Source organism: Pseudarthrobacter sp. BIM B-2242 (assembly GCF_014764445.1).
GTDB classification, from domain to species: Bacteria; Actinomycetota; Actinomycetes; order Actinomycetales; family Micrococcaceae; genus Arthrobacter; species Arthrobacter luteus_A.
The window spans coordinates 3,773,838-3,798,627 of sequence record NZ_CP061721.1; the positions used below are offsets into that span (position 1 = coordinate 3,773,838).

Here is a 24,790-nt window from a genome sequence, read left to right on the forward strand (position 1 = left end):
CGCGGTTCCGACCCTTCCGACTGTCAGGGTGGAATCTGAGAACATCATGAGCCACTGTCAATAAAACGGAATCTCGCGCTATTCTGACGCCACCGTAGATCGGCGCATCGAATTTTCGCGTGCCAGATGAGGACGGCAGACCGGCGCCCGGAAGTTGCCGCGCGCTGCCCGCCACCGAGTCGGAGATGCATAAGTCTCTGTAGGCGATTGGAACGAACGCCTCGTGCGGTGGGTGCGCTGGCTCGGCCGGTTTGTGGAGGCGAACGTCGCCCTTGCCGCGAGCTAAAACACTCAGGTTTTGCAGCAGCGAGGCAACTGGCTAAAGCCTCTCTGTGGGGGCTGAGATTGGTTTTTCCTATCAGGCCAGTAGGGATTTCGTCTTGGACGTGATTCGGGTCACGGATGCACAGTAGGTCCAACCCCTACGACGAAAGGACGACGATGTCCAACAATCTGACTGAATCTTCAGCGGCCACCTCACCACCCCAGCGGACCGATGTCCGGGCCGCCCTCCTCGGCGGCAAGACGTTCAGGAGCTTGAGCGAGCAGAAGCTGACTCCCCGTGAGGAAAAGTTCGAGCGGGCCCGGCAGACACTGGGATTCTTCCTGGCACCGGCAGTCTCAATTATTTTTGCGCTTCTCCCGACCGGGATGGATCACACCCAGCAGCTGCTCGCAGCTGTCCTGCTGGGCGTGATTATCCTTTGGATCTGCGAACCGGTACCCATCCCGGTGGGTGGACTCATCGGTGTTGCTGCTGTCGTCCTGCTCGGCGTGGCACCAGCCAATGAGGTGCTGCGACCCTTTGGCTCGACAACCATCTTTACCTTCATCGGCGCCTTCATACTCGCGGCGGCCATGCTGAAACACGGCATAGCCCAGCGGCTGGCGTTCGCCGTTTTGTCCATTCCCGGTGTCGCCAAATCCACCTACCGCGTCATCATCGCCTTCGGTGCAATTACCTGCGTCCTGTCCGCGTTCGTTTCAAACACCGCCACCGTCGCCATGCTGATGCCTACCGCCCTGGGCATCCTGGCCGTGATCGCAAAACTGATGCAGGACCGCGGCGTCGTCAAGGCAGACTTCGACCCGCTGCGCCTCCGCGTGGGCGCAGCCCTGATGCTGATGCTCGCCTACGGCGCCAGCGTCGGTGGCCTCCTGACACCGGTAGGAGCACCCCCGAACCTGATCGGCCGCGGACTTATAGAGGAAGCAACCGGTACCAAGATTTCCTTCGTTCAATGGACAGCCACAGTGGCTCCAGTCTGCGCAGCAATGTTCGTCGTGCTGGCGCTCATCATGTTCCTTTTGAACAAGCCGGAAATCCGCCGCATCGAAGGCGTGGACAAATTCATCCGCGAGCAGAAGGCCGAGCAGGGAAAAATGTCCCGGGCCGAAATTAACACTCTCATCGCTTTCGGCCTGACGGTCACGCTGTGGCTCCTTCCGGCAATCGCAAGCCTCATCACCGGTCCGGACTCCGATCTCTATGCGTTCCTTGACGACCGGCTGGACGAAGGCATCGTTGCTGTGATCGGCGCATCCCTGCTCTTTATCCTTCCGACCAACTGGAAGGAACGCCGCGCGACCATGACCTGGTCCGACGCCGCGAAGATCGACTGGGGAACGATCATCCTTTTCGGTACGGGCATCATCTTCGGCGCCCTCCTGTCGGCAACCGGCCTCGCAGAGACGATCGGGAACGCTGCCGCTCAGAACCTTGGCGTCACCAACATCGTTGCGATCACTGCATTCGCGGCAATCCTGGCGATCCTCATCTCGGAGACAACCAGCAACACCGCATCCGCGGCCGTCGTTGTTCCCATCGTCATCCCGTTGTGTGTCGCCATGGGAGTGGACCCCCTTGTTCCCGCGCTGGCAGCAACGTTCGCCGCATCGTTCGGGTTCATGCTGCCGGTCTCAACGCCGCAGAACGCCATCGTCTACGGCTCCGGCGCCGTTCCCATCACCCGCATGGTCCGCACCGGATTTACATTCGATATTCTCGGCGCGCTACTCATCATCAGCATCGTCCCGATCATGGTCGGTGTCACGGGCATCGGCAGATAGCCAGAACCGAACCGGTCAGATCCACAGCCATCTCAAGGGCAGGCTGTGGATCTGGCCGGTTCTCCCGCAGGCTGCCCTAGAAACCAGGACGTCACCATGACTGGCCGCAAAATCGCCGGGATAGGCGGGGATTCGGCGGAACGGGGACAGGACTGGGACCCGCAAAGAGTTTCAGCTTGCTCGAAGGAGCTCCCTTCAGTGGGAACCGTTGAAGCGACAGTTTTCCCGGCGCGGGCAGGCGGAACCGCAACACGCACCCGAAAGACGGGGCCCGCGCCGGGATTTATCTTCTGCTGGTTACACGGCACGTTCGACGGCCGGCTTCACTGTCAGGACGTGACCACGAAGGAACGCCGCCACACAGGCGAGTAGCGAAACTTCACGGTGCCTCAACGACATCAGAATCGTGTCGACAGGATTCCAGGTGCACCCCGCCAGCGTGATTCTGACCCGAACGTTGCCGAGTCCTGCCAGTGGCGGACAATGTCTGCCCGCTCGGCGCGACGTGCGGCGGTACGGGGTTCAGCCTTTACCCGGGCCGGGACCGCCTGGCATGGGATCAGCAGCGGCGAGTTGTTTCTTTCCTACTAGAGTTTTAGTCCAGTAACGTGGTGTAGCCCTCGGCCCGGTCCAACAGGCGACGGCCGGCGCCGTTGCCCTGCAAGAGCCACAAGTACCGCCCGTCATCGGAGATGTCGTCCACACGTCCCGTGATCCGCGGGTTTCGCTTATCTGATGTCAGGAGCACGACGGTGTCACCGGGGGTCAGCTCGCGCCAGTTGCCTATTTCCTTACGCAGGCAGGTGGAGGGCAGGGGGTGGGGAGTGCGGGGATTCGAGATGTACATGCCGTGGCTGGCCCTTCGTTTTTATCAAGGTGAATGCTCAAGTGACCGTCGAGAGTGTTCGACGTCAGAACCCGGACCACTTGGCAGCTGCCACCGAACTCGCGTCGTAGCAGACGTAGAGCACCGGATTCTTCCCGTTTCAGAACGTGGCGCGGCTATCCGCGTACCGTTCTCGTAGGCGGATCCGAGACCCCTGATGATGCCCAGCGGGCGAGCCGGACACCCTTCGGGGCTGCTACGTCTCCTGAAGGGGCTGCCATATCGTTCCATTAGAGCCACTGCTTGAGGGATGCGTCCAAGACCTAGAAGCAATCCGCCTGATAGGCGTAGGCTAATAGGCCGATGCTCCAGCGTCCGGGTACGGAGGTTACTTAATGCCCCCGGCAGAAACCTGAGGTTTGAAAACCCGTTAAGGAGTTGCGTGGATACGCGAAAGTTGAAGTACTTTTTGGCTGTGGTGGATCACGACGGCTTCAACCGCGCCGCCGAGCATTTGCTGATCGCCCAGCCCTCGCTCTCGCAGACCATCGCAAGTCTCGAAAAGGACCTGGGCGTGCCACTGTTCCACCGCATCGGCCGCCGCGCCGTCCTCAGCGAAGCGGGAAAAGAACTCGTCGGGCCGGCCAGGCTGGTCATGCGTGATCTCGATGCGGCGGCCTCAGCAGTCCAGGCTCTTCGCGGAATCAGAAGCGGGCGACTGGACATCATCTCAATGCCATCCCCTGGCATTGAGCCGCTGACGTCGATGATCGCCGGCTTCACACGGCTGCACCCTTCTGTCCGACTGAACGTCAGCGCAGCCTTCACACCGGAAGAAGTTATTAACTCCGTCCGGTCCGGTAGCACCGAGATCGGCCTGGCCGGCTCCCCCACCCCCATCCGGGTGCCAGGAGTCCAGGTCCTTGAGCTGGAACACCAGCCGCTGATTCTCATCGTGAATCCCCAAGCCGACACCTTCAACCCCGGAGAGTCGATACAACGCGAAGACCTGGGCGGCCACCGGTTGATCGCGAGCCAGCGCGGATCCCTGATGCGATGGCTGGTCGATGATGCGCTGGCCCACGGCGTCGACACCGAAATCGTGGTCGAAGTCGCTCACCGGACCTCGATCCTCCCGCTCGTTCTCGCTGGCGTCGGCCACGCTGTGATGCCTTCATCCTGGGCACCTCTGGCCCAGAAATCAGGACTCAGAACTCTGCTCATTGAACCCGTCTCCCACCTGGACGTTGCGATCCTGAGCCGGAAGGAAGACCTGACGCCCGCTGCACGGGCCTTCCTGGCAGTGGCAGAACTCCATGCCTCTCCCGGCCCGAAAACCGCGGGCCTCCCGTCCCCGTCGATAGGCTGAGCCTATATGCCGTATCGGATCTTAGTCTTGGACGGCGCATAGGAGCAGGCCGTCTACTTGAAGAGGAAGAACAGTGTGACCCCGCTAACAGGCTCACTGCTAACAAACTCAACGAGGAGGTAGGCACATGAGCGCCACCCAGAATTTCCGCATCGCATCCATCCCCGCCGACGGCGTGGGCAAGGAAGTCGTCTCCGCCGGCCGCCGCGTCCTGGACGCACTGGCCAAGGATTCCAACGGCAAGTTCGCCTTCGACTGGACCGAGTTCCCCTGGGGCTGCGGCTACTACGCAGAAACCGGCAAGATGATGGCCGACGATGGCCTGGAGACGCTGAAGGACTTCGACGCGATCTATTTCGGCGCTGTCGGTTGGGAAAACGTCCCGGACCACATCAGCCTCTGGGGCCTGCGCCTGAACATCACCCAGAACTTCGACCAGTGGGCCAACATCCGCCCCGTGAAGTTCCTCCCCGGTGTCCAGTCCCCGCTGCGCAAGGCTGACAACACCGAGCTCGACTGGGTCGTTGTCCGCGAAAACAGCGAAGGCGAATACGCCGGTCTCGGCGGCCGGAACCTGAGCGGCCGCGGCCCCGGCAACGAGGTAGCCCTGCAGACCGCCCTGTTCACCGAAAAGGGCTGTGAGCGCATCATGCGCTTCGCCTTCGACCTGGCCCGGACCCGCACCGTGAAAAAGGTTTCCTCCGTCACCAAGTCCAACGCCCAGCAGTACGGCATGGTCCTGTGGGACGAAGTCTTCAACCGCGTTGCCCTGGACTACCCGGACGTCCAGACCGAAAGCGTCCTCGTGGATGCCATGAGCGCCAAGTTCATCCTCAAGCCCGAGGACCTGTCCGTCGTTGTGGCGTCCAACCTGAACGCTGACATCCTCTCGGACCTCGGCTCCGCGCTGGCCGGCAGCCTGGGCCTGGCCGCCAGCGCCAACCTGAACCCGGAACGCCGCTTCCCCTCCATGTTCGAACCGGTCCACGGTTCCGCTCCGGACATCGCCGGGCAGGGCATCAGCAACCCGATCGGCGCCATCGCCTCCGCCGCCCTGATGCTGGACCACTTCGGTCTCCACGAGGAAGCACGCAAGGTTGAAGCCGCCATCGAAGCTGCCACGGCCACTGGGCACCTGACCCGCGACGTCGGCGGGAACGCCAACACCGACGACGTCACCGAGGCAATCATCAAGGCCCTGACCAACACCCTGGCCGCCGTCTAGCCAGCACGCGCGACCGGCCAGGGACGATCCCGGCGGTCAGTACATAGCCCGGAGTGGACGGCGGCAGAACACCGCCGCCGTCCACTCCGGCATGCCCACCTTCATCGAGCACCTTCCAGCTACATTCCACAACGAGGTAGGAATCATGGACCACATCACTACCGCCGGTACAGCTTCGGCGGCCCGCAAAACACCTTTGTACCGCCAACTGTATTTCTGGGTACTGACCGCCATCGTCGTCGGCATTCTCGTCGGCTGGCTCGCGCCAAGTGTCGGCATCGCCATGGAACCCATCGGGACCACCTTCGTTGATGCGATGAAGATGCTCATCGGCCCCATCGTTTTCCTCACGATCGTGGGCGGCATCGCCAGCGTCGCGGACCTGAAAAAGGTGGGCATGACGGGCCTGAAGGCCCTCACCTACTTCCAGGTCGGCACCATCCTGGCCATGATCTTCGGCCTCGTCGCCATCAACATCTTCCGGCTGGGCGACGGCGTCAACGCAGATGCTGGCAGCATCGAGACCTCCGAGTCTGCCGCGAAGCTGATCGACGCCGGCGCGAACCAGGAATGGTGGCAGTTCCTCACCCACATCATCCCCGAAAGCATGGTCTCCCCCTTCGTTGAGGGCAACATCCTGCAGATCATCTTCATCGCCGTGATCTTCGGCATCGCCCTGAACGCCATGGGCAAGGTCGGAGCTCCCGTCCTGGACGGTGTACAGCGCCTCACCGGTGTCATGTTCAAAATCCTCAGCTTCATCATGAAGGCCGCCCCGATCGGTGCCTTCGGCGCCATGGCCTACGCCGTCGGCAAATTCGGCGTCTCCTCCCTAACCAGCATGGGCGGACTCATCGCCCTGTTCTACATCACCTCCATCCTCTTCGTGGTGATCGTGCTCGGCTCCATCATGCTCTTCCTGAAGCTGAACATCTTCACGATGATCCGCCACCTCAAAGAGGAATACATGCTCATCCTCGGCACCTCCACCGCCGAACCGGCCCTCCCCGGCCTGATGCGCAAACTCGAACACGCCGGCGTCAAGAAAGAAACCGTAGGCCTGGTCGTCCCCACCGGCTACAGCTTCAACCTCGACGGCGCAGCCATCTACCTCTCCCTCGCAGCCCTGTACATCGCCCAGGCCACCAACACGGACCTGACCATCGGTGAACAGCTGGGCCTCCTCGCGGTCATGCTCCTGACATCCAAGGGCGCTGCAGGCGTGGCCGGCGGTGGCTTCATCGCACTTACCGCCACCCTGACCACCCTGGGCACCATCCCGGCGGCGGGCATCATGCTCATCTTCGGCATCGACAAGTTCATGTCCGAATGCCGCGCCCTGGTGAACTTCACCGGTAACGCCGTCGCAACCCTCTTCATCGCCTGGTGGGACCGCACCCTCGACGCTGACCGTGCCCGCCGGGTCTTCGCCGGTGAAACCGTGGAGCCCATGCCCTCCGAGGACCCGATCCACCTGGACGAGGTCATTGACATCGATGACGACCTCACCGAGTACGGACACCACGGGCCCAAGGAAACTGTTTCCAAGCACGCAGACCCAGTTGCCGAGCTCGCCCCCGCGGGCTCCCGTCCCATCCACTCGGAGACTGTCTAACTGACATGAGCACAACCACACCCCTCAAGACCGTGCGGACCCTTATCGCCCCCGACAAGTTCAAGGGCAGCCTCACAGCCAGCGAGGTAGCGCAGGCCCTGGCAACAGGGCTTCGCTCCGCCGCTGACGTCCCAGGCGCGGCCGGAGCGGTCCAGTGCGAACTGCTTCCCCTGGCAGACGGAGGTGACGGCAGCGTAGACGCCGCCGTCACCTCCGGCTTCACACGCCACAGCTACACCGTCGCCGGCCCCACCGGTCAGCCCGTACAGGCCAGCATCGCTTTCGACGGCACCACGGCCGTCGTCGAGGTGGCCAACACCTGCGGACTTGGACTGCTGCCGGAAGGCAAATTGGAGGCATTGAATTCCTCCAGCCGTGGATTCGGCGAAGCGGCCCTGTTCGCGCTCAGCCTTAACCCTGCAAGGATCGTTCTGGCACTGGGCGGTTCCGCCAGCACCGACGGCGGAATGGGAATGCTCACGGCCCTGGGCTACAGCTTCCACGACGCCGACGGGCGCCAGCTCTACGGCAGCGGAGGAGCGTTGGCACAGGTCCGGTCCGTTCACCGCACCGCGCTCCCGGAACTGCAGGACACCGAACTCGTCGTCGCGAGCGACGTCCACAACCCCCTCCGCGGCCCCAACGGTGCACCGGCCATCTTCGCCCCACAAAAGGGCGCCACAGCAGAGGAGGTCGCATTCCTCGACGACAGTCTGGGGCACTTCGTGACCAAAATGGCCGAAGCCGGATTCGCCGACGCGGAGTCACTGGCAGCACATGAAGGCGCCGGAAGCGCCGGCGGCATCGGCTACGCCTGCCTGCTGCTCGGCGCCACACAGGTATCCGGAGCCGACTACTTCCTGGACCTGCTGGACTTCAACACCCGCAAGGACAGCTGCGACGTGGTGATCACCGGCGAAGGCAGCATCGACGAACAGACCCTGGCAGGGAAACTGCCCGCCGCCGTTGCGCGACGGTCAGGCACCCGGCCCATCATCGCTGTCGCCGGCCGCTCACTGCTTCCCAAGGAGCGATGGGCTGAAATGGCCCTCACCCGGGTGTACACGCTGGCTGAATACACCGATCTGGACTCCTCCAAAGACCCTCACCTCTCCGCCACCCTGCTCCGACAAATCGGCAGAGAAATCGGAACAAGCCTCCTGTAGCCGAACTCCACATACTGCGGGAAGCAGAAACAACTCCGCCCGGGATAAACACGGGCGGGCGTTTCTGTATCGAAAGCCAATGCAAAGAATACAAAGGCAGGTATATGAGACGCGCTAAGATTGTGGCCACTTTTGGCCCGGCAATTGCCAGCTTTGAGAACACGCTCGCGGTGTTGGAAGCCGGTGTGGATGTGGCCCGGATGAACATGAGCCACGGTGACTACTCCGTACACGACAACACCTACGAGAACGTCCGCAAGGCTGCAGCCCAGCTGAGCAAGCCGGTGGCCATCATGGCTGACCTGCAGGGCCCGAAGATCCGTCTGGGCCGGTTTGTGGACGGCCCCCATGCCCTCGCCGTGGGCCACATCTTCACCATCACCACCGAGGATGTTCCGGGCACCAAGGAGGTCTGCTCCACCACGCTCAAGAGCCTCACCGAAGACGTCAACGTGGGTGATGCCCTGCTGATCGACGACGGCAAGGTGGCCCTGCGCGCCATCGAGGTGGACAACGTCAAGGTCGTCGCCGAAGTGACGGTGGGCGGAATGGTGTCCAACAACAAGGGCATCAACCTTCCCGGCGTAGCCGTCAACGTTCCCGCACTGAGCGAAAAGGACGAGGACGATCTCCGCTGGGCCATCCGCCGCGGCGTGGACATGGTTGCCCTGTCCTTCGTCCGCGACGCCACGGACATCAAGCGCGTGCACGAGATCATGGATGAAGAAGGCCGCCGCGTGCCGGTGATCGCCAAGATCGAAAAGCCGCAGGCAGTTGACCAACTCTCTGAGATCATCGACGCGTTCGATGCCATCATGGTGGCCCGTGGCGACCTCGGCGTGGAACTTCCCCTCGAGGAAGTGCCGATCGTCCAGAAGCGCGCCATCGAGCTGGCACGCCGCTGGGCCAAACCGGTCATCGTGGCCACCCAGGTCCTCGAATCCATGGTCGACAACCCGCGCCCCACGCGCGCAGAAGCCTCTGACTGCGCCAATGCCGTGCTGGATGGTGCAGACGCAGTAATGCTGTCCGGCGAGACCAGCGTGGGCAAGTACCCGATCGAGACCGTCAAGGTCATGGCCCGGATCATCGAATCCACCGAGGTCCACGGCCTGGAGCGCGTTCCTCCGCTGGGTACCAAGCCCAAGACCCGTGGCGGCGCCATCACCCGTGCCGCCGTCGAGATCGCGGACCAGCTGGACGCGAAGTACATCTGTGCTTTCACCCAGTCCGGCGATTCCGCCCGCCGCCTTTCCCGGCTGCGTCCCATCAGGCCGGTCTTCGCGTTCACCCCGGTGGAGCAGGTCTGGAACCAGCTGGCGCTGACCTGGGGGATCCAGCCGGTGCTGGTCCCCATGGTGGACCACACCGATGAGATGACCGCGCAGGTTGACCGCAGCCTTCTAGAAATGGGCCTCGTGGACGACGGCGACCTGGTGGTCATTGCCGCCGGTTCGCCTCCCGGAAAGGCCGGTTCCACCAACTCACTGAAGGCCCACAAGGTGGGCGACCTCGCCGATACCGCCCGTTTGGGTGAAGCCGCCAGCAACAGAGAAAAGCTCGGCCCCTGGCCGGAAAAAATGAAACAAGCCTGATACGCCAGAGGCGACCCATACGCAGCGAGCAGTGGCGCGTATGGGTCGTCGAACACGGCCTTATGCGTACCGGGTCCGACTCGGAAAGTCCAAAGAAGCTAACGGGACTGCCCCGGTCGGGAGTTCGTTTTTTAGGGCACACCCCAGCCTGACGTCAGGCAGTGATTCAGAATGCCGTCAGAATAGGGCCCAGAAACTGTTTCCCGTACGCCCTTAGTTGGAATTCTTCAATCCTAATCTGACACAGGGCCGCCAGGCGGCTGGCTATCTGGCTGGAAATGCCCGTCCGGGGTTCGATCATCCCCTAGCAAGAAGTGGAACGTAACCGGTCAGGAGGCTCCATTACGTAGGATACCTAAACCGCGCGACAGGAGCCGCGAACTGCGCTTCCTCCAGCCGCGCGTAGGCCCCGCCCGCTGGCAGCAGCGGACACGCGTACCCGGCACCACGATCTGGCACCGAGGCGACCTCGACGCCCTCCAGCATTGTCCGTTTGCGTCGACCTCGTAGTTCACCAGCGTGGTTTGCCTACCCCGGACTAAACCAGGTTCGCCAAGGATCCAGCTGAGTATATCTGGGTAACGGATGGATGGGCGGGCCCTTCGCTGACTACCGGCTGACAGGCGGAGCTAACCGGTGCGGCAAGACGCCAGGCTAGTGGTGAGTGCCGCGCCTGCTCCGGGGCAGGCAGGTGAAGAAGGAGGGCTGCTCAACCGGCGCGAGCGGGACCACAAGCCACTGGCCTCCGTAGAACTCCACGTACGAGTCGGAAGGGCAACCTGCATAGGCTTCTTCACGTGTCATGCCGATCAATCCTTCCAAACCCCGGTTGATGGAGATGTCCTCATCTCCTCTTCTGCTACAAGTCTTAGACCTTTAACGTTACATGTCAATAGACATTTGATATTAAAGGTTAGAGAATGGAGGTGGCGTAGCTGCGCACGCCTGACGAAGGAGCAACCCGTTCATGAACACGTGGAGAGAGCAGCTCGCCTTCGCCCCCTTGGCCACCTTTGACCGGGGGGAAGAGGTGGGGAGGCGCCTCAGATACGCCATCGAGCTTGGCGTGCTTGAAGACGGGACCCAGCTGCCCAGCGAAAACGAACTGGCAGCCAAGATGGGCGTCTCCACACTGACTCTCCGAGCGGCGCTGGCCGACCTGCGCGGGCGCGGCCTGCTCGAGACGCGGCGGGGCAAGGGCGGCGGAAGCTTCGTCAAAGCCAGCACCGGCGACATCATCAAGGCCGAGCGCGAATCGGTCATGGCCTACTCCCTCGATGACCTGCGTGACATCCGCGACTACTGGGCCTTCCTGGCGGGCTCGGCAGCTGCCGCCGCAGCGGAGCGCAGCGGGCGGCTTTCCCTTGCGCGCCTGGCATCCATGGCCGGGAAGATCGAGTCGGCTGAGGATTCTGCGCAGGCCATTCGCGACGACAGCAGGTTCCACATCGAGCTTGCCGCCAGCTCAGGCTCCGTGCGGCTCACCCGCGAGGAAATGGCGATGCAGGCCCAGGTGGGGCCACTGATCTGGGCTGCCCCCGCCGGGTACGGGAACGCGGCATCAGAACATGCCGCCATCGTCGAGGCGATCCGGTCCGGTGACGGGACACGTGCCCGCGCTCTGGCCGAAGATCACGTCCGTGCCGACATGAACCGGGTACTCGACCTGCGCATGAGCGTGGATGCATCCCGGAAAGACGCCTTTACCGATCCTGCAAAGGAAAAACGCGAAGTCGCGCTGATCGAATCCTTCGTGGAGCTGCTGGCGGACACGGCCACAACCTCGATCCGTGCGATTGAAGACGCGGTGCGCGTCCAGCTCGGCTCGAAGCGTGAGGCCGACAGCTCAGCCCTGGACGCTATCTACGGCGCTTCGCGACGCACGCTCGAAGGGGCCGTCCCACTGCTGTACGGGGCGGGCTTCCTCCCCGACACCGCATTCGGTCATGCGGGCGCGGCGTGGTGCCATGCCCCGGCAGGCCCGCAGTCACTTCAGCGGCTCGTCATCGACTGGGACTTATATGACATCGGAACCGTAGTGTGGCGCCCAGAGCACTACGGCGACGGAACCGTCCATATCAGCCATGCATACCTGGACGCCAACGGGAGCAACGAAAACATCGTCACCTTCAGCAAAGCCGTTTTCGTGGACGACGAAATAGTCGGGATCGTCGCCGCAGATGTCCTGGTCCGGGGCATCCAGAGCCATCTCGAACCCCACCTTCGGGCCTTGCCCCCGAACACGTGCCTCGTTGACCAGCAGGATGCGATCATCGCAACCAACACGGGCCGCTTTATGGGAGGAACCTACTCACCCGGACACTATGCCGGGAAGCAGCTAGAACTCCACGCCATGCCGTGGCGGCTGTTTGTGGGCACCCCTGCCGCCGGCTCCGCCGGAGAATGAGGAACGTCCGACGGCGGGACATCAGTCGCGTGCGTCGACAGCCAAACTGAGGCGGTCAACGCCGTGCATCGCATCTGCCGCCCTGACCAGGGTCAGATGCGAGAAGGCCTGCGGAAAGTTGCCCGCCATCCGATCCTCGTCCGTGGCGTACTCCTCGCTCAGCAGACCCAGCTCGTTGGCGAACCCCACGAGTCTGTCCATCAGGACCTTTGCGTCGTCCTGCCGGCCTGTGCGCGCATACTGCTCCACAAGCCAGAAGGAGCAGGCGAGGAAAGGATGTTCACCCGGTGCCAGTCCGTCAACGCCCGTTTCCGTCCGGTAGCGCAGCAGCAGGCCGTCGTCGGTCAGGAGTTCCTCTTCCAGCCGTGCGACGGTGCCGAGCATGTGCTTGTCGTTGTAGGGCAGAAAGCCGACCTGGGGCATCACGAGCAGGGCCGCATCAGTCTGCGTTCCACCGTAGGTCTGTGTGAAGGAATTGATGTCCTGGTTGAAGCCCTCGCGCATGATCTCTTCCCGTAACCGGTCCCGGAGTTTCTCCCACTTGGTCGCATCGCCAGGCAGTCCGTGGATCTGGATGGCCCGGATCCCGCAGTTGAAGGCGGCCCACATCATCACGCGGGAATGGGTGAAGTACTGCGCGGTCCCGCGCATCTCCCACAGGCCGAAGTCCTTGTCATCGATGTGTTTCTCGACGAATCCCAGGAGTGCCTTCTGCAGGGCCCAGGAGAAATGGTCTTCCTTTCCGCCGGCCATACGAAGCCGTTCCAGTGCCACCATCACTTCGCCCACAACATCAGCCTGGAACTGCGAGACGGCGGCATTTCCGATCCGCACAGGCTTGGAGTCTTCGTACCCGGGGAGGTGCGCCAGCTCGCGTTCGGGGAGTTCCCGTTCTCCCCCCACCCCGTACATGATCTGCATCTGCTCGGGATCGCCAGCGAGGGCACGAAGCAGCCAGTTCCGCCACTGCAGCGCCTCCGTCTCGTAGCCATGGGTCAGCATCGATTCCAGCGTCAGCGCCGCATCGCGCAGCCAGCAGTACCGGTAGTCCCAGTTCCGCGGCCCGCCGAAATCCTCGGGGAGGGACGTGGTGGGCGCCGCGACGATGCCGCCCGTTTCAAAATGCGTCAGCGCCCGCAACACCAGGAGCGAACGCTTCACCGCACCCCCATAAACCCCGTCCTGCCGGCAGTGGCTACCCCAGCGGCTCCAATAGTCCGTGGCTTCCTCGAGGGCCGCATCAACGTCAGTGGCCGGCGGCAGGGGCCGGTGCGAGGGGAACCACGTCAGTTCGAAATCAAGCTGCTCGCCCTTCGAAACAAGGAACTCTCCCTCGTGTCCATGTGCGTGGGCGTGCGGAAGATGAGGCCCCCTCAGGGCGAGGGCATCCGGACCAGCCATCGCCAGCAGGACCGGCGCCGCCGTCGGCTCCTGGTCGCGTACCCGGCTCATCCAGGGCAGGACCGTTGAATATCCCGGCCGGATCCGCAGTTCCTGGCGCATTTCGACGCTGCCTTCAACACCGGTAATACGGCGGACAAGGGATGACCCGCTGTCGCCCAGCGGCATGAAGTCGGTGACCCGCACGGATCCGCTGCCGGTCTTCCAGGTGGTTTGGAGGACAAAGGTCGAGTCGATATAGCGCCATTCCACAACTTCAGCGTCGGCTCCACTGGGGGCCAACAGCCAGCGGCCATGCTCCTCGGTGCCAAGGATCCGGCTAAACACCGACGGCGAGTCGAAGCGCGGGAAACACAGCCAGTCCACGCTGCCGTCCCGGGCGATAAGAGGCCCGGTTTGAAGGTCCGACAGCAACGCATAATCCTCGATGGGGGAAGCCATGCTCCCCACTCAACCACAATTTTTTCACCCGGGTTAGGCCCGTTTTCGGCCCGCCCTGACCGGCCCGGAACCGTTCCACCGGCCGCTTCCACGTCAGGGATGGTGGGGCCCGATCGCGCTACCTACCTAAAGGGGTGGTTAGAACCATCCAGAAATAGCGTTTCGCCTACCTGCCGATGACGGGACCATGGATAACAAGCCCACCTCCGGCGAAAGAGGAAAAAGCAGTTCCCATCCCAGCGACGCATGACCTAGCGAGAAAGACTGATCACCATGACACGAGAAGAAGCCTACGCACGGTGCCCCTCGGATTCGTATGTGGAATTTTATGGCGGCCAATGGCTCGTCGTTCCGCTTGCACCCGTCCAGCAGCCCGCCTTCTTTACGTGTCTTCCGGGCGAACGCCGCAGCGCCCGCCGTTGACCGCAGGCGCAGGTAGCTAAACTTCCGCCGCAGGGGCCGCGAACTGCGCCTCGCAAAAGCCCGCATATGGCCTGCCCGCAGGTAGGACCGAAGCTGCGTCCCCTGCTCCGCGATCTGGCCAGCCTTCATCACCAGGATGAGGTCGGCGTCGCGGATCGTGGACAATCACATAGGAAGTCCGGAGGCTCTCCCCCGCTGACACGTTCGTGTCCTCGTCCTCCAGCACCGTCTCCGCCGGCTCCGCCACGAGACAAAGAGAGATCTTGTCAGGCGAATTCAACAGACTCCTCGTCCTCATCCAGCAGCGATAACACCTACACTGCCGACGCCACTCCGGATCATTGGTGGCATCTTGAGTGGGCAGTCATTGAACCCGTTGTTTGCCCGGGAACGAAATCTTGGCAGTCACTAGGGGGTTGGCTCCCAGGCGCAACGGTCCGTCTGCGATTGCCACAGGGAGTCCATTCTTGGCCCAGTATTCGATGCCGCCCATCATCTCTCGGACCGAGTAGCCAAGTTCTGCGAAGGCGAGTGCTGCGTAAGTGCTTCCATTGCAGCCAGGCCCCCAGGAGTAGACCACCACCTTCCTGTTCTGCGCAATCAATTGCGGGGCATGATGCTGAATATCTGCCGTGGGCAGGTGAACTGCCCCCGGCACGTGGCAGTGGTCCCAGGATTCACGACGACGCGAGTCGACGAGGACGATTTCCCCTCCGGCCAACGCATCGGCGACATCCATCACGTCGATTTCGTGCTGGATCTTTGCCAGATAAAACGCAGCGGCGTCAGTTTGCATAAGTTTCAGCCTTTCTTCCGCGCGACCAGGGAGCCCGCGCCGGGACCTATTCGTCGCGCAGTACGCCGACGGTGAGGATGAGGTTGCCAAACCGCCGGGTGTCACCGCTGACAATGCACAGCGCGATGTCCTCGGAGCGCCCTCGTTCATACAGTTCATCCCGCGATATCCACTTGACGGGAGTGTCCCCGAGGATCCCTTGTAGTTCAGTGTGGACATCCGCCGGGAGGTGCTCGTCAGGAACCTTCGGCAGCTCTGCCGACTCGATCGGGACGTTACTGACGATGCGTTGAGCAATGAACGGAACGGACGGCTGCCCTGCGACAAGCGCCAGCCGGATAACAGGGGCCCCTTGCCGAATAGCGGTCGCCACAGGGTAGTGGGCGTCCGTGATGATGATTTTCGACCCATGGCCCGCGCCGGCGAGGGCCGCAAGGACACCCGGGTGCTTGATTTCTCCGCGGATCATGGCTTATCCGAAGTACTGGGCGCCGTTGACGTCCACCACGGTTCCGGAGACAAAAGATGAGCCCTCGCCGGCGAGCCAGAGAACAGCGTCAGCGACATCGCTCGGCCGGCCCGCCCTGCCTGCCGGGATTCCGCTAACTGTTGCGGCCTTGGAGGATTCGGTCGTGAAGGTGTCATGGAAGGGGGTTGCCTCGATGAACCCGGGCGCAACGGCATTGACAGTGATGCCATCAGGGGCGACTTCTTTTGCCAAGCCGCGCGTGAAGCCGAACAGGGCGGCCTTGCTGGTGGCGTAGGCGGTGGCGCCGGGATGCCCTCCATTGCGTCCGGCCAGGGAGGCGATGTTGATGATTCGGCCGCCCGGGCTGCTCAGCAGTGCGAGTGCGTGGTGCGTGGTCAGGAATGCGCTGTCGGTGTTGACCGCCTGGACGGAGCGCCATAGATCGAAGTCCATGTCCTTGATCAGGCACCGCTGAACGAGTCCGCCCGCGTTGTTCACGAGAATGTCCAGCCTGCCGAACTCGTTCTCGATGGTCTTCATCAGCTTGGAAGCCGCGGCATCGTCTGTTGCATCCGATGCGATGGCGAGCGGCTGCGATCCATCGCTGGCGACGAGCTGCTTCATCTGGTCGTCGCCAGGCTGGTGGGACCGGAACGTGACGGCCACCCGGGCGCCGGCGGCAGCCAGTGCGGCAGCAATTTCAAAACCGATACCAACCCCTCCCCCGGTAACAAGGGCAGTTTTTCCTGCAAACGAGTTCGACATTGATCCTCCGGAAGTAGCGATGGCGTGAGTAGCGGCACCTGAACCGCCTACTGACGAACAGTGTGCAACATGCGCACTCATTGTGCAAGAAACTGACGTGTGAATGGCGAAGCGTTCAGGACTTTCAGCCAAACTTGCCTAGTTCGTTGACATCTGAAGGCGGTGGTGCATAGTCTTCTTGCACATTCAGTGCATATGTTGCACAGATAAGCGTCCCGGCGGGGTGCACCCGATCAAGGAGGATCACATAATGCAGAGGCGCAGTTTTTTGATACTGGCCACAGGATCCCTGGCGATGGCGGCACTGGCGGGCTGCTCGCAGCAGGCTGTTCCCGCCGGCGACCGCGAGGCCACCCTGAAGGTCTGGAACCCCCAGGACAACTGGCGCAAGACCACAAAGTTCTATGACAGCAAGGTCCAAGCGTTCAAGGACAAGTACCCGAACGTCAAGGTGGAATACGTCGACGTCCCCTACGGACAATACGAAGCGCGCTACACCTCAGGATTCAGCAGCTCCTCCGATGCACCGGATATCTTTATGGGCCAGGTCTCCTACTACGGCGGTGCCCTGGGAATCGCAGCCACAGCACCGGACGAACTCCAGAAGTCCTGGGACGAGAAGCTCAGCAACGTCACCCGTGACAATTTCAAGGTCGACGGAAAATGGGCCGGATATCCCGTCAGCACAGACCTTGGAATGCAGCTCTACTACAACACCGAGCACTTTGAAGCCGCGGGCCTGGATCCCAACTCTCCACCTAAGACGTTCGAGGAACTGCGCCAATTCGCCGGAAAACTGGCCAAAAGCGAGGGTGGGAAAGTCACCCGCAACGGGCTGGCGCTGCGGTATTCCGGCAACCCCACCGGTATCGCGGACAAGGCACTTCCCTATGTCCATGCCTTCGGCGGGCGTCTGTACTCCGAAGACCACAAGACCTCCAAGGGCTTCATCAACAGCGAAGGAACGGTCGCAGGGATCCAGTACATGCAGGACCTGGTTTCCAAAGACCGTGTCAGCAGCCTCGAACTGGGCAGCCCTGACGACACCTTCGCGCAGGGCCTGTCGTCGATGACACTGCGCGAAGGCTGGTACGAGGGCTGGCTGAAGCAAAACGCCCCGGGCGTAAAGTTCGCCGTCGTGCCCTACCCGGAAGGACCCCAGGGTTACCCCAAGGTGTCCCTGCTGTTCAACTGGGCGTGGATGGTCAATGACCGCTCCGACAAAAAGGACCTCGCGTGGGAATGGATGAAGACTGTAGCCAACCCGGCCACCGACTTGGAACTCGCCCAGGTTGAGGGATACCTGCCTGTCTGGACAGAGAACTTCTCTACCCCCTACGTGACCCAGCGCAGCGATTTCAAGGCGGTGGAAAAGCAGGTCTCGGAAGGCCCCGGGCCGGTGTACAACGCACCGTATACAAACCAGATTGCGCTCGTAGTGGGCAGCGCCATCGAGAAGTGCCTGCAGGGTGCGGACGTCAAGGAGACTCTGGACGGCATCGTTCCGCAGGTCGATGAGCTCCTGGAACGCGGGCAGTGACAGTGAGCACACCCGCCCTGAAAACGAAAGGGATGAACGCATCCCTGCACACGAAGCGCGCCTACATGTTCCTGGCGCCAGCACTGTTCTTCGTTGTGGTTCTCTTCATCATTCCGCTCGGCTACAACCTGCTCATCAGCTTCTTCGACTGGTCGGCCGTGGGCCGGAAGCAGTTCAACGGCATCGAGAATTACGCAAAGGTACTGGGCAGCGAGCGGTTCCTCAACGCTGCCGGCAACACGGTCTACTTCACGGTACTGGCCGTCCCGATCGGCGTCGTTCTTTCGCTGATAGTGGCGTTGGGGTTCAATGCCCTGTTCATCACGAAAATAACCGGGTTCATCAGGGCACTCTATTTCGCCCCGGTGGTGGCATCACTTACCGCAGTTGCTTTCGTCTGGCTCTGGATCTTCAACCCGTCCTACGGCTTGGCCAACGAAGTGCTCGGCATCTTCGGGATCGGACCCCAGCCCTGGCTGACGGACGAATCCCAGGCAGTCCCTGCACTGGCCATCATGTACGTCTGGGCCCGCATGGGCTTCAACGTGATCATCCTCCTGGCCGGGCTGCAGGCCATTGACCGCTCCTACTACGAAGCCGCCAGAATCGACGGTGCCGGTCCCTTCAAAATGTTCTGGTCCATTACGCTGCCCCTCCTGAACCGGCAGATGGTCCTGGTCATCAGCGTGGAAGTCATGAACGCCATCAAGCTCTTCGAATTGCCGTTCGTTGCGACCAAGGGTGGCCCCGTCGGCTCAACCCGATCGATCGTTATGGAAATCTACGAACTCGCCTTCCGCGCCGACCGGTGGGGAGAAGCCGCCGTCTACGTGATTTTCCTCTTCGCTTTCCTGCTCGTCGTGACCGGACTGATCCGGAAACTCTTCACAAGGGACATATCGGAATGACCACCACGATTATCCGACCTGAAAAAAATAGCCTGTCTCAGCCGGCCCCCCGCCGACCCAAATTCCGCTGGCACTTGCTGTTGATCCAAACAGCACTCATCCTGGGCGGCCTGGCACTGCTGGTCCCGCTCGCCTGGGTTGCGCTGTCGTCGCTGAAACGACCCGACGAGATCCTACAGCTCCCGGTGAAATGGTTGCCGGACAACTTCTTCAACTTCAACAACTACGTCCAACTGTTCTCGCAGTACGACTTCGGCCGCTACATCGGCAACTCGTTCCTGGTCACGGGCATCGGCATCCTCACCAGCCTGGTCATCGCCCTCCTTGCGGCCTATGCGTTTGCCTACTACCAGTTCCCCTTCAAAGAACCGATCTTCCTGCTGGTTCTGGCCCTTTTTATGGTTCCCCAGGAAGCCCTGGTCATCCCGATGTTCCTGATGGTCTCCGGCGCAGGCCTGAACAACACCTACATAGGTATGGCCTTTCCTGACCTCTTCACAGTTCTGGGCGTTTACCTCCTGCGGCAGTTCATGGAGGGAATCCCCTACAGCTACGTCGAGGCCGCACGCGTGGACGGTGCCAGCGAGTTCCGCATCCTCACCCGCGTCATCACACCGATGGTCGCACCGGCGATCGTGGTCTTCATCATCATCAAGTTCATGTTCACGTGGAACACGTTCCTCTGGCCCATGCTGGTCGCTCAGGACGAGAAGATGTACACCGTCACCGTGGGGCTGGTGAACTTCGCCGGGTCTGAGTTCAACCAGTGGAACCTGATTAACGCTGCCACGATGATCAGCATGATCCCAACCATCATTCTCTTCATCACCCTGCAGCGCTATCTGGTCCGGGGCGTTGCCATGAGCGGCATGAAATAGGCGCACCGGTCAGACCTGAGTCACCAACAAATGTCTAAACTGAGGACATCAGATCGTATGCCGCACCCAATCCGCAAGACGAATATTGCAATCACAGGAACGAGCAGGCCATGTCGCAAACAGTAGCCAGAGCCATCCAGATTCTGGAATACTGCAGCGCTCACCCGCGGTCATTGAAAGACATCGCCGCCGACCTTGGCGTTCACCGGACAACGGCTTCCCGGATTCTCCAGACCATGATGGACGCCGGATTCGTCCGGACCGACGAACGTGGCCTCTATGGAGTGGGGTTCCGGCTCGCCGGGCTGGCGCAATCAGCCCTGGAGCAGTTTGACCTCCGGTCGGTAGTCCACCCCCACATTGTCCGGCTCAGCGAACACCTCGGGCACACCGTCCAGTTCGCTGTCCCGGAGACCAACCACATCGTCTACGTGGACAAGGTGGAACCGCAGGAAGCCATCAGCCTCAACACGCGCATCGGCGGATTTGTGGTCATCCATACGGCCGGAGTCAGCAAGGCAATCCTCGCGTTCATGGACAACGCGCGAAGGGACGCCATTCTTAGCAACGCCACCTTCGAGCCGCGAACACCGACAACGATCACCACCAAGCCGGAATTCATGAAGCGCCTGGACACGGTGCGGAAACGCGGGTGGGCAGAGGACAACGGCGAATTCGACGTCGTTTCAAACTGCATCGCCGCTCCCGTCTGGGACCACGCTGACAGGGTGGCCGGAGCAATCTCCATTACTACCTTCCGTGAGAAGACCGGTCTGGAGGAGCTCCGCAAGAGTGTTCCCGACCTGTTGGCAACCACCATGTCGATCTCCCTCGAGCTCGGCTGGAAGCCCAAGGCGGGCGAGGAAGATGCCCCCTTTGAACGGGCCGGCTGATTTCCCACCCCTCCAAACGGAAGACCGCGGATCGTCGCCACCGGCGTCTGTTCCCCCAGCAGCAGCGCGTAGGCGGTGGTTGTCAGCAACGACGATGGCTAGATCTCCGCCACGGGAGCCGCGAACTGCGCCTCGTACAGCCGTGCGTATGCCCCGCCGGCGGCCAGCAGTGAAGCGTGCGTTCCCTGCTCCACGATCTGGCCAGCCTCCATCACCAGGATGAGGTCGGCGTCGCGGATCGTGGACAGGCGGTGGGCGATGACAAAGCTCGTCCGGTCGCTCCTCAAAGCCCGCATCGCCTTCTGCACCAGCACCTCAGTCCGGGTATCCACGGAGGACGTCGCCTCATCCAAAATCAAAACCGACGGCCGGGCCAGAAACGCCCGTGCAATCGTCAGCAGCTGCTTCTCCCCCGCGGAGACGTTGGAGCCCTCGTCCTCCAGCACCGTGTCGTACCCCTCCGGCAGCGACCGCACGAACCGGTCCACATACGTGGCCCGCGCCGCCTCCAGAATTTCGGATTCAGTAGCACCAGGCCGCCCGTACGCGATGTTGTTCCGGATGGTCCCGCCGAACAGCCACGTATCCTGCAGCACCATCCCCAGCCGCGAGCGCAGCTCCCGCCGCGGCACCGAGGTGACATCCACGCCGTCGAGCGTTATATGCCCCTCATCCAGCTCGTAGAACCGCATCATCAGGTTCACCAAAGTCGTCTTGCCCGCCCCGGTCGGGCCCACAATCGCCACCGTCTGCCCCGGCTCCGCCACAAGAGACAACGATGAAATCAACGGCTTGTCCGGCGAATACGAGAACGAGACGTCCGAGAACACCAGCCGCCCACGCCCAAACACCGGACCAGAAGAGGGAGGAGGCTCAGCAGACTCCTCCTCCTCATCCAACAACGAGAACACCCGCTCGGCGCTCGCCACCCCGGACTGCAGCAGGTTCGCCATGGACCCCAGCTGCGCCAACGGCATGGTGAACTGGCGCGAGTACTGGATGAACGCCTGCACGTCGCCCAGCTGCATGGCCCCGGACGCCACCTGCAGGCCGCCCACCACCGCGATCCCTACGTACACCAGGTTCCCGATGAACGTCATGGCCGGCATGATCAGCCCTGAAATGAACTGCGCGCCGAAGCTCGCCTCGTACAGCTCCACGTTCTTCTGCCGGAACCGCTCCTCCACCTCGCGCTGCCGGCCGAACACCTTCACCAGCGCATGCCCGGTGTACGTCTCCTCGATCTGCCCGTTCAGCTCACCCGTGTTCTTCCACTGCGCCACAAACAGCTTCTGCGAGCGCTTGGCGATCAGCGCCGTCACCCCCAGCGTCAGCGGCACGGTCACCAACGCGATCAGTGCCAGCGTGGGCGAAAGGATCACCATCATCACCAGCACACCCACCACCGTCAGCACCGACGTGACCGCCTGGCTGATGGACTGCTGCAGGCTCTGCGAGACGTTGTCCACATCGTTCGTGACCCGGCTCAGCAGCTCGCCGCGCTGGATCGAATCGAAATACCGCAGCGGCAGCCGGTGGATCTTCGCCTCGATCTCCTCCCTCAGCCCGAACACCGTCCGCTGCACCACCCCGTTGAGCACATACGCCTGCACCCACATAAACGCGGACGCCAGCACGTACAGCACCAGCGCCCACAGCAGCACGCTGGACAGCGCCGCGAAGTCGATCCCGTCCCCCGGCGTCAGCGCCATGGGCGTGAGCATGTCCGCCTTCTGGTTCTCCCCCGCGGCCCGCAGCTGCGCGATCAACTCCGCCTTGCCCACCCCGGCGGGCAGCTCCCGCGACACCACCCCGGCGAAGATCAGGTTGGTGCCCTCCCCGAGCAGCCGCGGTCCGATCACCGAGAGCGCCACGCTGGCAATGCCCGTCACCAGCACCAGCAGCAGCCACGCCCGCTCCGGCCGCAGGGTGCCCAGCAGCCGTTTGGCCGACGGCCAGAAATTCATCGCCTTCTCCGCCGGGATATTCATCCCGCCGAACGGTCCGCCCTGTCCCGGTCCGCGCGCGGGGCGCGGAATGCGTACGACGTCGGCAGCTCCCGTTTTCGAGGCAGGTGCGGTTCCGCCGGGGGCGGCGGTGTTGGATCCGGCTGCGTGCGCGGAAGCAGCGCCCGACGGTGGCCGGTTCTGCGTGCTCATACCGTCTCCTCCGCTGCCAGCTGGGAGGAGACGATCTCGCGGTACGTCTCCGAGGTTTCCAGCAGCTGCGCGTGCGTTCCGCGCGCGACGATCCTGCCGTCGTCGAGCACTAAGATCTGGTCCGCGTCCACGATGCTGGAGACGCGCTGGGCGATGATCACCAGCGTGGCGCCGGCGGTGCTGCGCTTGAGGGCCTGGCGGAGCCGGGCGTCGGTGCCGGTGTCCAGGGAGGAGAACGAGTCGTCGAAGATGTACAGCTCGGGCCGTTTCACCAGGGCCCGGGCGATGGCCAGCCGCTGCCGCTGCCCGCCGGAGATGTTGGTGCCGCCCTGGGAGATGGGCGCATCGAGACTGCCCTCCATCTCCTCCACGAAGTCCTTGGCCTGGGCGATCTCCAGGGCTTTCCAGAGTTCGTCCTCGGTGGCGTCCGGCTTGCCGTACTGCAGGTTGCTGCGGACGGTCCCGCTGAAGAGGTAGGGCCGCTGGGGGACCAGGCCGATGTGCCCCCAGAGCAGGTCCGGGTGCAGCTCGCGCACGTCCACGCCGTCCATCCTGACCGAGCCGGTGGTGGCATCGAACAGCCGCGGCATGAGGTTCACCAGGGTGGTTTTGCCGGCGCCGGTGCTGCCGATGATCGCCGTGGTCTGCCCTGCCGTGGCGGTGAAGCTGATCCCGGAGAGGACGGGCTGATCGGCACCCGGGTAGGCGAATCCGACGTCGCGCATTTCCAGCTGCCCGCGCCGGTGCCCGTCCTTTGAGGCGGCGGAGCTGACAGGATGCAGCGGCGGCCGGACGCTCGACTCCGTGTTCAGCACCTCGCCGATCCGGTCCGCGGAGACGGCGGCGCGCGGGATCATCACCGCCATGAAGGTGGCCATCATGACGGACATCAGGATCTGCATCAGGTAACTCAGGAACGCGATCAGGGTGCCCACCTGCATGGAGCCGTCCTCGATCCGGAACGAGCCGAACCAGATCACCGCCACGGACGAGACGTTCAGCACCAGCATCACCACGGGGAAGGCGAGCGCCATCAGCCGGCCGGCACGCAGCGCGGTGTTCGTGACGTCGTCGTTCGCCTGGCCGAAGCGGGCGGTCTCGATGTCCTCCCGGACGAACGCGCGCACCACGCGGATGCCGGTGAGCTGTTCGCGGAGGACGCGGTTCACCGTGTCGATCCGCTTTTGCATCTTCCGGAACAGCGGCACCATACGGATGATGATCAGGCCCACGCCGATCATGAGCGCGGGCACGGCCACGGCGATCAGCCAGGACAGCTGCAGGTCCTGCCGCACGGCCATGATCACCCCGCCGATGGCGAGCATGGGCGCGGCCACCATCATGGTGGCGCCCATCAGAACCAGCTGCTGGACCTGCTGGACGTCATTCGTGGACCGCGTGATCAGGCTGGGCGCGCCGAACCTTGTGACTTCCTGCTCGGAGAACTCGCCGACCCGTGTGAAGATCGCGCCTCGCAGGTCGCGGCCCGCGCCCATGGCCGCCTTAGCCCCGAAGTACACGGCGATCACGGAACACACGATCTGCAGCAGCGTGATCCCCAGCATCAGGGCGCCCAGGCTGAGGATGACGCCGGTATCGCCTTTGGCCACGCCTTCATCGATGATGTCCGCGTTCAGCGTGGGCAGGTACAGGGACGCGATGGACTGCGCCAGCTGGAAAACCACGACGGCGATCAGCAGCTGCCGGTGCGGCCGCAGGTATTCAACTAGCAATTTCCAGAGCATCCGGGTTCCAACCTGACGCAGTGTCCACAAAACGTGGTGCGAGGGTCAGTTTACGTCCGGAGGCTGGGAACGGCGCCGGTGATAGAGAGGAAGTTGGGG

19 protein-coding genes and 1 pseudogene are annotated in these 24,790 nt (G+C 62.7%); 11 read left to right on the forward strand and 9 right to left on the reverse strand.

All coding sequences use genetic code 11. From position 1 onward, the window contains the following. The first annotated feature begins 441 nt into the window (after window positions 1-441). Entirely contained in the window at window positions 442-2,070 is a 1,629-nt protein-coding gene (locus IDT60_RS17435) for a DASS family sodium-coupled anion symporter (protein WP_191080006.1), read from the forward strand. 595 nt (window positions 2,071-2,665) lie between these two features. On the opposite strand, the gene IDT60_RS17440 is transcribed toward IDT60_RS17435, so the two are convergent. Beyond that, entirely contained in the window at window positions 2,666-2,917 is a 252-nt protein-coding gene (locus tag IDT60_RS17440) for a hypothetical protein (protein ID WP_191080007.1), read from the reverse strand. A gap of 421 nt (window positions 2,918-3,338) precedes the next feature. Here IDT60_RS17440 and IDT60_RS17445 point away from each other — a divergent pair, with 421 nt between their 5' ends. The 5 genes from IDT60_RS17445 to pyk all read left to right on the forward strand — a co-directional run bounded on the left by IDT60_RS17445 (window position 3,339) and on the right by pyk (window position 9,866). Continuing rightward, window positions 3,339-4,265: a LysR family transcriptional regulator gene (locus IDT60_RS17445; protein ID WP_191080008.1), complete on the forward strand. Its 927-nt coding sequence runs from the start codon at window positions 3,339-3,341 to the stop codon at window positions 4,263-4,265. A gap of 127 nt (window positions 4,266-4,392) precedes the next feature. Continuing rightward, a complete protein-coding gene (locus IDT60_RS17450; protein ID WP_191080009.1) occupies window positions 4,393-5,490 on the forward strand; it encodes a tartrate dehydrogenase in 1,098 nt (365 codons plus the stop codon). Between the two features lie 145 nt (window positions 5,491-5,635). Further along, entirely contained in the window at window positions 5,636-7,105 is a 1,470-nt protein-coding gene (gene dctA, locus IDT60_RS17455) for a C4-dicarboxylate transporter DctA (RefSeq protein ID WP_191080010.1), read from the forward strand. A 5-nt stretch (window positions 7,106-7,110) separates the two neighbouring features. Then, window positions 7,111-8,271: a glycerate kinase gene (locus tag IDT60_RS17460; RefSeq protein ID WP_191080011.1), complete on the forward strand. Its 1,161-nt coding sequence runs from the start codon at window positions 7,111-7,113 to the stop codon at window positions 8,269-8,271. Between the two features lie 104 nt (window positions 8,272-8,375). Beyond that, entirely contained in the window at window positions 8,376-9,866 is a 1,491-nt protein-coding gene (pyk, locus tag IDT60_RS17465) for a pyruvate kinase (RefSeq protein ID WP_191080012.1), read from the forward strand. A 654-nt stretch (window positions 9,867-10,520) separates the two neighbouring features. Here pyk and IDT60_RS17470 read toward each other — a convergent pair. Then, on the reverse strand, window positions 10,521-10,670 hold the full coding sequence (locus IDT60_RS17470) for a hypothetical protein (protein ID WP_191080013.1): 150 nt from the start codon (window positions 10,668-10,670) through the stop codon (window positions 10,521-10,523). A 163-nt stretch (window positions 10,671-10,833) separates the two neighbouring features. On the opposite strand from IDT60_RS17470, the gene IDT60_RS17475 reads away from it, so the two are divergent. Next, window positions 10,834-12,273, forward strand: coding sequence for a GntR family transcriptional regulator (locus IDT60_RS17475; RefSeq protein ID WP_191080014.1), 1,440 nt, complete (start codon window positions 10,834-10,836; stop codon window positions 12,271-12,273). A 21-nt stretch (window positions 12,274-12,294) separates the two neighbouring features. Here the strand turns inward: IDT60_RS17475 and IDT60_RS17480 are convergent, their stop codons facing one another. The 5 genes and pseudogenes from IDT60_RS17480 to IDT60_RS17495 all read right to left on the reverse strand — a co-directional run bounded on the left by IDT60_RS17480 (window position 12,295) and on the right by IDT60_RS17495 (window position 16,568). Then, window positions 12,295-14,115, reverse strand: a complete 1,821-nt coding sequence (locus tag IDT60_RS17480) for a glycoside hydrolase family 15 protein (RefSeq protein ID WP_191080015.1) — start codon at window positions 14,113-14,115, stop codon at window positions 12,295-12,297. A gap of 439 nt (window positions 14,116-14,554) precedes the next feature. Next, window positions 14,555-14,703 (reverse strand): annotated as a pseudogene (locus IDT60_RS23595) (permease); the annotation flags it as partial. Between the two features lie 199 nt (window positions 14,704-14,902). Next, complete coding sequence (locus IDT60_RS17485; protein ID WP_191080016.1) at window positions 14,903-15,334, reverse strand: rhodanese-like domain-containing protein; 432 nt, start codon at window positions 15,332-15,334, stop codon at window positions 14,903-14,905. 46 nt (window positions 15,335-15,380) lie between these two features. Further along, entirely contained in the window at window positions 15,381-15,803 is a 423-nt protein-coding gene (locus IDT60_RS17490) for an RbsD/FucU domain-containing protein (RefSeq protein ID WP_191080017.1), read from the reverse strand. 3 nt (window positions 15,804-15,806) lie between these two features. Further along, window positions 15,807-16,568, reverse strand: a complete 762-nt coding sequence (locus IDT60_RS17495; protein WP_191080018.1) for an SDR family NAD(P)-dependent oxidoreductase — start codon at window positions 16,566-16,568, stop codon at window positions 15,807-15,809. A gap of 250 nt (window positions 16,569-16,818) precedes the next feature. On the opposite strand from IDT60_RS17495, the gene IDT60_RS17500 reads away from it, so the two are divergent. The 4 genes from IDT60_RS17500 (at window position 16,819) to IDT60_RS17515 (ending at window position 20,787) form a co-directional block, all read left to right on the forward strand. Continuing rightward, complete coding sequence (locus IDT60_RS17500; protein WP_191080019.1) at window positions 16,819-18,108, forward strand: ABC transporter substrate-binding protein; 1,290 nt, start codon at window positions 16,819-16,821, stop codon at window positions 18,106-18,108. A gap of 32 nt (window positions 18,109-18,140) precedes the next feature. Further along, entirely contained in the window at window positions 18,141-19,016 is an 876-nt protein-coding gene (locus IDT60_RS17505; RefSeq protein ID WP_191080020.1) for a carbohydrate ABC transporter permease, read from the forward strand. Window positions 19,017-19,096: 80 nt separating this feature from the next. After that, window positions 19,097-19,894, forward strand: a complete 798-nt coding sequence (locus IDT60_RS17510) for a carbohydrate ABC transporter permease (RefSeq protein ID WP_191080021.1) — start codon at window positions 19,097-19,099, stop codon at window positions 19,892-19,894. Window positions 19,895-20,004: 110 nt separating this feature from the next. Continuing rightward, a complete protein-coding gene (locus IDT60_RS17515) occupies window positions 20,005-20,787 on the forward strand; it encodes an IclR family transcriptional regulator (protein WP_191080022.1) in 783 nt (260 codons plus the stop codon). A gap of 98 nt (window positions 20,788-20,885) precedes the next feature. On the opposite strand, the gene IDT60_RS17520 is transcribed toward IDT60_RS17515, so the two are convergent. Together IDT60_RS17520 and IDT60_RS17525 are read right to left on the reverse strand one after the other, a co-directional pair. Next, entirely contained in the window at window positions 20,886-22,946 is a 2,061-nt protein-coding gene (locus IDT60_RS17520; RefSeq protein WP_305072125.1) for an ABC transporter ATP-binding protein, read from the reverse strand. Then, window positions 22,943-24,691, reverse strand: coding sequence for an ABC transporter ATP-binding protein (locus IDT60_RS17525; protein WP_191080023.1), 1,749 nt, complete (start codon window positions 24,689-24,691; stop codon window positions 22,943-22,945). Before IDT60_RS17525 ends, IDT60_RS17520 begins: the two co-directional genes overlap by 4 nt. Window positions 24,692-24,790: the final 99 nt, after the last annotated feature.